Source organism: Bradyrhizobium sp. NBAIM18 (genome assembly GCF_020193825.1).
In the GTDB taxonomy this organism is placed as follows: domain Bacteria; phylum Pseudomonadota; class Alphaproteobacteria; order Rhizobiales; family Xanthobacteraceae; genus Bradyrhizobium; species Bradyrhizobium yuanmingense.
In genome coordinates, this window is record NZ_JADYVO010000033.1 from 37,164 (window position 1) to 48,071 (window position 10,908).

The 10,908-nt window shown below is 66.6% G+C and carries 10 protein-coding genes; 2 read left to right on the plus strand and 8 right to left on the minus strand.

What is annotated here, in order from left to right:
- Positions 1 to 233: 233 nt before the first annotated feature.
- From I6F17_RS35615 to I6F17_RS35650, 8 genes are all read right to left on the minus strand, one after another.
- A complete protein-coding gene (locus tag I6F17_RS35615) occupies positions 234 to 1,619 on the minus strand; it encodes a sigma-54 dependent transcriptional regulator (RefSeq protein ID WP_225131778.1) in 1,386 nt (461 codons plus the stop codon).
- A 51-nt stretch (positions 1,620 to 1,670) separates the two neighbouring features.
- Positions 1,671 to 2,021, minus strand: coding sequence for a flagellar motor switch protein FliN (gene fliN / locus I6F17_RS35620; RefSeq protein ID WP_035704875.1), 351 nt, complete (start codon positions 2,019 to 2,021; stop codon positions 1,671 to 1,673).
- A gap of 3 nt (positions 2,022 to 2,024) precedes the next feature.
- On the minus strand, positions 2,025 to 2,648 hold the full coding sequence (locus I6F17_RS35625) for a FliH/SctL family protein (RefSeq protein ID WP_225131779.1): 624 nt from the start codon (positions 2,646 to 2,648) through the stop codon (positions 2,025 to 2,027).
- Positions 2,648 to 3,745, minus strand: coding sequence for a flagellar motor switch protein FliG (fliG, locus tag I6F17_RS35630; protein ID WP_036043749.1), 1,098 nt, complete (start codon positions 3,743 to 3,745; stop codon positions 2,648 to 2,650). Before fliG ends, I6F17_RS35625 begins: the two co-directional genes overlap by 1 nt.
- A gap of 32 nt (positions 3,746 to 3,777) precedes the next feature.
- Positions 3,778 to 5,388: a flagellar basal-body MS-ring/collar protein FliF gene (fliF, locus tag I6F17_RS35635; RefSeq protein ID WP_225131780.1), complete on the minus strand. Its 1,611-nt coding sequence runs from the start codon at positions 5,386 to 5,388 to the stop codon at positions 3,778 to 3,780.
- A 178-nt stretch (positions 5,389 to 5,566) separates the two neighbouring features.
- On the minus strand, positions 5,567 to 5,842 hold the full coding sequence (locus I6F17_RS35640; protein ID WP_002714638.1) for a DUF1153 domain-containing protein: 276 nt from the start codon (positions 5,840 to 5,842) through the stop codon (positions 5,567 to 5,569).
- Positions 5,843 to 6,226: 384 nt separating this feature from the next.
- A complete protein-coding gene (locus I6F17_RS35645) occupies positions 6,227 to 6,931 on the minus strand; it encodes a flagellar hook capping FlgD N-terminal domain-containing protein (RefSeq protein ID WP_225131781.1) in 705 nt (234 codons plus the stop codon).
- 13 nt (positions 6,932 to 6,944) lie between these two features.
- Entirely contained in the window at positions 6,945 to 8,519 is a 1,575-nt protein-coding gene (locus I6F17_RS35650) for a flagellar hook-length control protein FliK (protein WP_346657050.1), read from the minus strand.
- Positions 8,520 to 8,891: 372 nt separating this feature from the next.
- On the opposite strand from I6F17_RS35650, the gene mnmA reads away from it, so the two are divergent.
- Both mnmA and I6F17_RS35660 read left to right on the plus strand, forming a co-directional pair.
- Positions 8,892 to 10,073 carry a tRNA 2-thiouridine(34) synthase MnmA gene (mnmA, locus tag I6F17_RS35655; RefSeq protein WP_225131783.1) on the plus strand — a complete coding sequence of 394 codons (1,182 nt, stop codon included), beginning with the start codon at positions 8,892 to 8,894 and terminating at the stop codon, positions 10,071 to 10,073.
- Positions 10,074 to 10,153: 80 nt separating this feature from the next.
- Positions 10,154 to 10,792 carry a methyltransferase domain-containing protein gene (locus I6F17_RS35660; protein ID WP_225131784.1) on the plus strand — a complete coding sequence of 213 codons (639 nt, stop codon included), beginning with the start codon at positions 10,154 to 10,156 and terminating at the stop codon, positions 10,790 to 10,792.
- Positions 10,793 to 10,908 lie beyond the last annotated feature (116 nt).

Here is a 10,908-nt window from a genome sequence, read left to right on the forward strand (position 1 = left end):
CGGGGTTATAGGGCGTGCCGCGCGGATGGCATAGTCACGTGGCGCGGTTTGGTCATGCGAAGGATGCTCTTGAGGTTCGTCATTGCGAGCGCAGCGAGGCAATCCGGTCTGTCGCCGCCGAGGGATTCTGGATTGCTTCGCTGCGCTCGCAATGACGGGGTGGCGGCCTGCGCCAAACGAAAAATGCCCGGACTTGGCCCGGGCATTCGCGTCCGCTCGATGGTCGCGGGCGTCTACGCCCCCATCATCGGCATCCGCGGATATTCCCCGGGCGTGCCTGCGGGCGGGATCGGGATGCCGCCGTCGGCATATTCGTTGAGCTTGTTGCGCAGCGTGCGGATCGAGATGCCGAGGATGTTGGCGGCGTGGGTGCGGTTGCCGAGGCAGTGCTTCAGCGTCTCCAGGATGAGATCGCGTTCGACGTCGGCCACGGTGCGCCCCACCAGCGCGCGCGTCACCTGCTCGGCGGCCATGGTGGCATGCGCCACGGCCGGGGCGGTCTTGGCGAGGTCGAGGCGGTCGCCGTCGGGCGTGATGATGGCGTCGGGCCCGATCTCGTCGCCCTGGGCCATCAGCACCGCGCGGTGCATGGTGTTTTCGAGCTCGCGGACGTTGCCCTGCCAGCGGTTGGCGGAGAGCACGCGGCGCGCCTCGGCCGAGAGCGGACGCAGCGGCACGCCGTTGGCGTCGGCATATTTCTTCACGAAGTGCTGGGCGAGCTCCAGGATGTCGGCGGGACGCTCGCGCAGCGGCGGGATCTTCAAATTCACGACGTTGAGGCGGAACAGCAAGTCCTCGCGGAACGTGCCCTCACGCACGGCTTCGGCGAGATTGCGGTTCGAGGTCGCGATGATGCGGATGTCGACCGGAACCGGCTTGGTGCCGCCGACGCGGTCGATCACGCGCTCCTGGATGGCGCGCAGCAGTTTCGATTGCAGGCGGACGTCCATCTCCGAGATTTCGTCGAGCAGCAGCGTGCCGCCGGTCGCCTCCTCGAACTTGCCGATGCGGCGGGCGACCGCGCCGGTGAAGGCGCCCTTCTCGTGGCCGAACAGCTCGGATTCCAGCAGGTGCTCCGGGATGGCGGCGCAGTTGATCGAGATGAACGGGCGCTTGGCGCGGGCCGAGCGGGAGTGGACGTAGCGCGCCAGCACTTCCTTGCCCGTGCCGGATTCGCCGGTGATCATCACCGAGGCGTCCGAGCCGGCGATCTGCTGGGCGAGCTTGATCACCTTTGCCATCGCATCGTCACGATAGACCAGCTCGCGGGAATCGTTGGCGACAGCAGCCAGCACCGCGGCGATCAGCTGCGGATCCGGCGGCAGCGGGATGTATTCCTTGGCCCCGGCATGGATCGCGGCGACCGCGGCGCGGGCGTCGTTGGTGATGCCGCAGGCGACGATCGGGGCGTGGATGTGCTCGGCTTCCAGCCGCAGCACGAGGTCGCGGATGTCGAGCGCGACGTCGACCAGCAGGAGGTCTGCGCCCTTGCCCCCGCGCAGCACGCGCATCGCCTGCTCGTGATCCTCGGCATGGGTCACGGTGGCGCCGTTCTCCATCGCGATCTTGGTGGCGGTGGTGAGCTGGCCCTTCAATGTGCCAACGATGAGAAGCCGCATGTCAGTCTCCTGTCCGTCTGCTCGCGCCGTCGCGCGTCATGTCCTTGCGTGTCAGCCGCGTTCGGCCTTGATGATTTCCGTCATGGTCACGCCGAGCTTGTCCTCGACCAGGACGACCTCGCCGCGGGCGACCAGCTTGTTGTTGACGTAGATGTCGATGGCCTCGCCGACGCGCCGGTCGAGCTCGAGCACGGTGCCCGGTCCGAGCTTCAGGAGCTCGCCGACGTCCATCTTGGAGCGGCCGAGCACGGCCGAGACCTGCACCGGCACGTCGAATACCGCCTCGAGGTCGGCGGCGGCACGCGCCGCATATTCGTCCTCGTTGTAGCCGACGTCGGTGCCGGCAGGCGGCATCGGGCCGTTGAGATCGGGCAGCGGGACCTGTCCGTCGGTGTCGCTCATGGTTTAGCTCCCCCTGCGGGACGCGATATAGCGTCCGACCATTTCGTCGATCTTGGCCGCGATGGCGCCGCGCTCCAGCACGACGCCGCCATCGGCCCATTCGATCCGGCAGTCACCGGTGGCAATTTCCGGCTCGGCCAGGATCACCAGCCGGCCCTCGAAGCCGCTCTGCTTGGCGAGCCGCTCGATCTTCTCGCGCGCGCTGTCGTAGAGCGCATCGTTGATGCGGACGACGAGATGCGGCGTCGCGACCAGATGCGAGAAGCAGTCCTTGACCAGCGCGATGACCTCGCCGAGCGGCTCGGCGGCGACGAGGTCGGCACACAACTTGCGAGCCACCGCGATTGCGACCTCGACCGCCTCGGTCTCCATCCTGGTCTCGATGTTGCCGATGCCGGCGGCGACGCCGCGGATGGCGATGTTGATCTCCTCCATCGCGAGCGCGACGCGGCGGTCGCTCTCGGCCTTGGCCTCGCGTTGGCCGGCGGCAAAGCCGTCCTGATAGGCGCGCGCCTCGGCTTCCGCGACCTTCTGCGCGATCTCTGCCGCGGTCGCGGCCTTCTCGCGCGTCGCGCGCTCGGGCGCCGCGAAGTCGGTATCGAACAGGAATTTTGCCGGAGCGGCCATCAGTACACCAGCTCGTCGTCGGCGCGGTTCTTGGTCAGCATGATCTCACCCTTGGCGGCGAGGTCCTTGGCGAGATTGACCAGCAGCGCCTGGGCCTCGTCGACGTCGCGCAGGCGCACCGGGCCCATCGCCGCCATGTCGTCCTGGAGCATCTTGGCCGCGCGCGAGGACATGTTGCCGAAGAAGAAGTTGCGGACGTCCTCGTTGGCGCTCTTGAGCGCGACGCCGAGCTTGTCCTTGTCGACGTTGCGCATCAAGGTCTGGGCGGAGCCGGAATCGAGCTTCACCAGGTCGTCGAAGGTGAACATCAGCGCCTTGATGCGCTCGGCGGATTCGCGGTTGTCCTCTTCCAGAGAGGTGATGAAGCGGGTTTCGGTCTGGCGGTCGAAATTGTTGAAGATTTCCGCCATCACCTCGTGGGCGTCGCGGCGGCGGGTCTGCGACAGGTTGGACATGAACTCGACGCGCAGCGTCTTCTCCACGCTCTCGATCACCTCCTTCTGCACCGCCTCCATCTTCAGCATGCGGTTGATGACGTCGAGCGCGAGCTCTTCGGGCAGGATGCCGAGCACGCGGGCGGCGTGCTCGGGCTTCAGCTTCGACAGCACCACGGCGATGGTCTGCGGATATTCGTTCTTGAGGTAGTTGGCGAGCACCTCTTCCTGCACGTTGGAGAGCTTCTCCCACATGTTGCGCCCGGCGGGACCGCGGATCTCGTCCATGATGCCGTTGACGCGTTCCGGCGGCAGGTATTGCTGGAGCAGCCGCTCGGTGGCGTCGAAATTGCCCATCAGCGCGCCCGAGGCCGACATGCGCGAGACGAATTCGAGCAGCATGTCCTCGACGGTGTCGACTTCGACGGTGCCGAGCGTCGACATCTCCAGCGAGAGCTGGCGCACCTCGTCGTCGTCGAGCAGGCCCCAGATCTTGCCGCCGTATTGCTCGCCGAGCGCCAGCATCAGGATCGCGGCACGCTTCGGCCCGGGCAGCTGCTCGAGGCCCTTGCCGTCGGCGGCGCGATTGCCGGCGCGCTGACCCAGCGTGGAGATCACGCTGGTGATGTCGTTCGAGTTGGCGTTTTGCAGATTAGCGGCCATGTCAGATCACTTCTTGATGCACTTGGCTTTGGTTATTTCGTCGGCTCAGTCAGCCACTGGCGGATGATTGCGACGGTTTCGTTGGGATTGCGTTCGGCGAGTTCGCCGACGCGGTGCACGGACTGGGCGTGGACCTGGCCCTGAATGGTGGCGACGTCGATGGCGCTGGTGCCGCCGCTCGGCAGCAGCGGCTGGCCGGCCGGCGCGGCCTCTTCCGAGGCGGCTGGGCCCGTCAGCACGCCGGAGATGGCGGCGGCGACCTCGTCGGAGGCGAGAATGCGCTTGACCAGCGGGCGGATCACCAGGAACAGCACGACGAGGCCGAGCAGCATCATCACGCCGAGCTCGACGAAGTACATGACGTCGTCCTTGGTGAACTGCAGCATGCCGAGGAGGCCGCCAGGTTCGCCGATCGGGGCGGTGGAGGGCGCGTCGGCGAAGCGCAGATTGACGACCTCGACCTGGTCGCCGCGCTTCTGGTCGAAGCCGATCGCCGAGCGCACCAGCGTGGCGATGCGGTCGAGCTGCTCCTTGGTGCGGTCCTGGTAGGCCAGCTCGCCCTTGTCGTTCTTGCTGTAGATGCCGTCGACCAGCACCGCGACCGAGATGCGGTTGACCCGGCCGGCCTCGGTCACCTCGGTCTTGGTGGTGCGGGAGATCTCGTAATTGTTGGTCTCCTCGGTCTTCTTGCTCTGGTCCTTGGGCGCGACGCCGTTGTTCTGCTGGTTGCCGGGCAGCTCGTTGTTGACGGTGACCTGGCCGTTGTTGTCGGCGGTCATGCTCTGCTCTTCGCGGGTCTGGCTCGAGCGCAACACGCGGCCTTCGGGGTCGAACTTGTCCGAGGTCTGGGTGACCTTGTTGAAGTCGAAATCGGCGGAGAGCTGCACGCGGGCGCGGCCCGAGCCCACCACGGAGGAGACGATGTCCTCGACCTGCTTGCGCATCCGCTTCTCGAAGGCGATGCGGCGTTCCTCGCCGACCGCCTGTTCCGGATCGGTCTGGGCTCCGTCGGCGAGCAGCTGGCCGGCCTCGTCGACGATCGAGACCCGCTGCGGTTTGAGGCCGTTGACGGCGGAGGCGACGAGGTGGCGGATGGCGCGGATCTGCTGGGCTTCCAGCGCGCCGCGGACGCGCACCACGATCGAGGCCGAGGGCTCCGGCGCCTCGCGGGCGAACAGCGGCCGCTCGGGCAGCACCAGATGGACGCGGGCGGCCTGGATGCGGTCGATGGCCCGGATGGTGCGGGCGAGCTCGCCCTCGAGCGCGCGCAGATGATTGATGTTCTGGACGAAGGAGGTGGTGCCGAGCGCGTCCGACTTGTCGAACACCTCGTAGCCGACGCCGCCGCCCTTGGGCAGGCCGCCCTCGGCGAGCTTCATCCGCAGCCGCGTGACCTTGTCCTTGGGCACCATGATGATGGAGCCCTCATTGCGGATCTCGAACTGGATGCCCTGGCGTTCCAGGTCCTTGATGATGCTGGAGGAGTCTTCGACGGACAGGTCCGTGAACAGCGTCGTCATCTGCGGCGTGGTGACACGCATGATGACGAAGGCAAAGAAGCCGATGAGCGCGGCGGTGACCGCGATCATCGCCCCGAACCGGGCGGCACCGATACTTTTTAAGAAGTCCGCAAGACCTTGCAAGCAACCGCCCCGACCAATCCGACCCGCAACCGAGCGGTCGACTGGGCAATTATTGCCTAGGTGATGGTTTCGATATGGTTAACGAAGGTTAAGAGGTCGGACAAAAGTGCATCATGAAAAAAATCGGCCTCGCAGAGCGAGGCCGATTTTCGTCAATAACCGCAGAATTCCGGATCGCCTACTGGCGATATTGCTGGATGCGGGTGGTGCGAAGACCCGCCAGACCGTGCTGGTCGATGGAAAACTGCCAGGAGAGGAATTCGTCGACCGTCAGGGTATAACGGCTGCAGGCCTCCTCGAGGGAGAGAAGTCCGCCACGGACAGCGGCGACGACTTCGGCCTTGCGGCGGATGACCCAGCGTTTGGTGCCGGGTGCAGGCAGATCCGCGATCGTCAACGGACTGCCGTCCGGCCCGATGACGTATTTTACCCTCGGGCGATGGGGTTCTGTCATGGCGTACTCACAAACTCTCAACCACTGAACTCACGCCCGTAACCGTACCCCCCGCGGCTTAAAAATCCGCTAAGCCTAAGGGTTCAATACAATTCTCGTTGAATCTTGCGGGAACGCGGCCGACTCGGCGGGCGGGAGAGGCAATCTCGGCCGGCCGAGCGGGGCAGAAGGTAAATACTTTACTAACAAACGAGGCCTGCCGTGGTGTCGCGGAGGCCCAACCGTCGTCCCGGGGCGCGCGTAGCGCGAGCCCGGGACCCATAACCCCAGGGAGCAGTTTGACGACGACTCGGGGTTACGACCTAATGCGAAAACGACTTCCTGGGGTTATGGATCCCCGCCTTCGCGGGGATGACATCTCGTATGTGGTTCGCTTGCCCGCCCTCAATAGCTCGTCGCAATGATGCTCTTCACCTGGCTCAGCGTGTAGCTGGCGCCGTCGATGGTGAGCAGCGGCGGCGACTGGGTCAGATCGACCGACGACACCACGCCCTGCACCTGGGCGGCGATGCCGACATTGTTGTTCGCGACGTCCTTGCCCGTGGCCGAGATCGTGTACTTGCCGTCGGGCCATTGCGTCCCGTCATTGCCCATGCCGTTCCAGGTGAAGGGAATGTCGTTGCCGGCGGCGGCGGTATATTTGCCGTTGAACACGGTCTGGCCGCTGGAATTGGCGATCGAGATCTCGACGGTGGAGTCGGTCGGCACGTTGAGATGCCAGACAGCCGACGAGTTCTTCATCGTCGCGGTAGAGCCGTCGACCAGCGCGGTCTTGCCGACGAAGCCCAGCGCCTGGGTCGCCTGCGTGGTCTGCTGCAGGGTGACGAGCTGGGCCAGCGATTCGTTGGTCTTGAGCTGCTGCTCGACGCCGGCGAACTGCACCAGCTGCTGGGTGAACTGGTTGGTGTCGAGCGGATCGAGCGGGTTCTGGTTCTGCAGCTGCGTCGTCAGCAGGGTCAGGAAGGTCTGGAAATTGCCGGCGAGCGTCGACCCCGTGGTCGAGCTCATCGACGAACTCGACGAGGATTTCGGCAGGTCGGTCGTCCCGGAGACGACCGGGGGCGAAGTGGCGGCATTCGTGGTGGTCATTGCCTGATACTCCTCACACTCTGATGTCGACGCCGCTGCTCGATCCGAGCATGCGGCCATAGCCGCGCCCGATGGGCGCCGTGGAAACGCTGTCGTCCTCGCTGATGATCAGGCGGCGGGCATTGCCACCATTGTCGTTGTTCTGGCCTGAGTGCTGGCCGGATGAATTCTGGTCGCGCAGGCTGAAGGACAGACCGTTGCTGCCGGTCTTGAAGCCGGCATCGTCGAGCGCGCGCTGCAATTGCGGCGCGTCCTGACGCAGCATCTGCAGCGTCTCCGGCTTCTCGACGGTGAGATGCGAGGTGACGTTGCCGGCGCGGTCGACGTTGATGCGCACGTCGATGCGGCCGAGCTCGGCCGGATCGAGGCTGATGTCGAACCGCGACTTGCCGGAGCGAATGGCGGCTGCGATCTCGATCGGGATGCCGCTGATCGGCACAGCCGTAGTGTGGGTCGCCGCGGTCGCGGTGAGCGTCGCGGTTGATGCTGTCGCGGCCGAGGTCGTATTGGTCAGCGGCGCCTGCACGGCGGAGGCGGCCTGCGCGCTGGCTTCGGTCGGAGCGAGTGTGGCTTGCGGGCCGGCATGCGCCGGCGCGGCCGACGTGCCCTGGGCCGGATCGGCGGCGCGGTCGGCGGGGCCCGCCTTGGCATCGGTCGCGACGTGATCGGCCTGCGGCTTCAAGCCTTGCGCATGGGCGGCGTTGGCGGCCGGTGCGTGCGCAGCGACGTTCGCCTTGCCGGTGTCCTGGCCGATATTGGAGACGTCGCCCTTAGCCTGCGCCGTGGCGGCATCCTTGAACGCGGTCTTGGGCGTGCCCTGGCTGACCGCGGCGATCAGTCCGCCACCAGCTTTTGCATCGGTCGAGGCGGTCTCGGTCGTGCCGGCGGCGGCCTCGCCGAGCGTCGTCGTGGTCTCGGCATCGACCTCGGCGCCTGCGGCCTTGGCGCTCGCCGTGGCAGTATCGGTCTTGGTGCCGGCGATCTGGGCCGCGATGGAGGCGCTGGCGGCAAGACCTGCCGCGGCGATCGCGAGTGGCGCGGCGGCATCGCCAGCCTGGTTCGCAGCTGCATTCGGGTCGACCGGGACGACGGGCGCGGCAACGATGATGCCGGGGTCGGGCAGGGCGGTCTGCGTCGTCGCGGACGGCGCAGCGGCAGCCGCCTCGACGGCGGCGGTGAGGACCTCGGTGCCATCAGTCGCGTCGCTCTCGGGCTCGTCGGATTTGTCGGCCGATTTGGCCTCCGCCATCTCGGACTTGTCCTTGACCTTGCCGGCGTCCTTGGCCGGATCGCTGGACGCCTCGCCCCTGTCATTCTCCGCCGGCGCAGACGGGGCGGTGTCGTCGCTTGCCTTGCTCTGCGAAGCCTGGTCCGTGGACGAGGTGTCGCGCGACGGCCGCTCGGCCGCCGGAGAGGACGAGGTCTGCTCGCTCCGGCGCGGCGGGCTGTCCTGCGCCGGCGCGTTTTTGTCGATCCCTTGCGTGTTGCTGTCGACCAGCGAGCCGAAAGCCTCGCTCGCGGGCGTGTCCTTCGGGGCTTGCGACGGGGCAGGCTTCTGCTGCGCGCTCTGGATTTGCACGCTTGCCACGACATCTGACATCCGACCGACCACAGGCAACCCCTTGCAAGCAACTTCGCATCAAGAGGGAGCAAGGAGCGGGCCAGCGTCCCGACTCGAAGATTTCAGCAACATAATCAATACTTTGGCGACGTGGGTGCATTGCCGGCCAGCCGGCTCCGACCCCGCCATTTCTGCCGCCCCGGCAAGAATTGCCCTAAGCGGGGGGCTCGCGTGATTGCTTCACCGGAATGCCGCCTATATTAAAGAGGCTACTCTCAGCCGCTTTCGACTTGGGCAGTCGTGCTCTTCGGGAACCAAGGTTCCGGGGAATCGCCGCCGTCCCCCGAGAAAGCAAATCGCGGATTCGCGCGTCGCCGCCGTCACAACGCTCTAGGGCCCATGCTCAACAGTCTGGATCTCGAAGGCCGTCCCGAGGACACCAGGGTCGTCGTTGCCATGTCGGGCGGCGTCGATTCCTCGACGACGGCTGCGCTCTTGAAGGCTGAGGGCTACGACGTCGTCGGCATCACGCTGCAGCTCTACGACCATGGCGCGGCCACCCACCGCAAGGGCGCCTGCTGCGCCGGCCAGGACATCCACGACGCCCGCGACGTCGCGGCCAAGCTCGGCATTCCCCATTACGTGCTCGACTACGAGGACCGCTTCCGCGAGTCCGTCATCGACAATTTCGCCGACTCTTACGCGCTCGGCGAGACGCCGGTGCCCTGCATCGAGTGCAACCGCAGCGTCAAATTCCGCGACCTCTTGAAGACCGCCCGCGAGCTCGGCGCCCAGGCGCTCGCCACCGGCCATTACGTCGCCTCGCGCCGCCGGGGCGACGGCTCGCGCGCGCTGGTCTGCGCCGCCGACGCCGATCGCGACCAGAGCTATTTCCTTTTCGCGACCACGCAGGAACAGCTCGACTTCCTGCGCTTTCCGCTCGGCGACATGACCAAGCCCGAGACGCGCGAGCTCGCGCGTCGCTTTGGCCTCGCGGTCGCCGACAAGCACGACAGCCAGGACATCTGCTTCGTGCCGACCGGCCGCTACACCGACATCATCACGCGCCTGCGCCCCAATGCGATGGACCCCGGCGACATCGTCGATCTCGAGGGCCGCGTGCTCGGCCGGCACAACGGCATCGCCAATTTCACCGTCGGCCAGCGCCGCGGCCTCGGCATCGCAGCCCATGCGCCGCTGTTCGTGGTGCGGCTGGACGCCGCGACCCGCCGCGTCGTGGTCGGCCCGCGCGATGCGCTGAAGATGCACCGCATCAGCTTGCGCGACGTCAACTGGATCGGCGACGGCGACATCGACCGCGCCATCGGAAGCGGCCTCGAAATGTTCGTGCGCGTGCGCTCGACCCGCAGTCCGCAAGCAGCCTGGCTGCGCGGCAGCCACGGCCGTTACGAGGTCGAGCTCGTCGCGGGCGAAGAGGGCGTTTCGCCCGGACAGGCCTGCGTGTTCTACGACGCAGCCGGCGGCCAGGCCCGCGTGCTCGGCGGCGGCTTCATCCAAAGCGCTGCAGCCAAGGCCGGCGCGGGCACATCGCGCCCGCTCGCGGAAGCCGTGCGCGGCTGAGGGAATGACGACATCAAACACAACTCATTGGGCTGGGTTCACCTCTCCTGTTGGGGAGAGGTGAAGTAAGGGCAGGGGGCATGGCAGCAGACATCTCGCGGGCCGGGGTCGAGAAGGCCTATGGCCGCTGGGCGCCGGTCTATGATCTCGTGTTCGGCAAGGTGTTCGACGCCGGCCGGCAGTCGACCATCGCGGAGGCGGACCGCATCGGCGGCCGTGTCCTCGACGTCGGCGTCGGCACCGGTCTTTCGCTCTCCGAATACGCGCGCACCACCAAGGTCTGCGGCGTTGACATCTCCGAGCCGATGCTGCGCAAGGCGCAGGCGCGTGTCCGGAGCTTACGTCTCTCCAATGTCGAAGTGCTCTCGGTGATGGATGCGAAGAACCTCGCCTTCCCCGATGATTTCTTCGACGCGGTGGTGGCGCAATATGTCATCACCGCCGTGCCCGATCCCGAAGGCACGCTCGACGAGTTCATGCGCGTGCTCAAGTCCGGCGGCGAGCTGATCCTGGTCAATCACATCGGTGCCGAGAGCGGCCCGCGAAAACTGTTCGAGCTCGCCTTCGCGCCCATCGCCCGCCGCCTCGGCTGGCGCCCGGAATTCCCCTGGGCCCGGCTCGAGGGCTGGGCCACAAGGCACGGCGGCGTCGCGCTCACCGAGCGCCGCCCCATGCCGCCGATGGGTCATTTCTCCCTGATTCGCTACCGCAAATCGTGATTGCCACCTGCGGGAACAGGGGGCCTCGCGCGCGCGTTTCCTTCCCATGCGCACGACAAACCTCATTTTTGCGGGCCTCCTGATCGCCGCCTCAGGCAGCGCAATCGCGCAGGCCC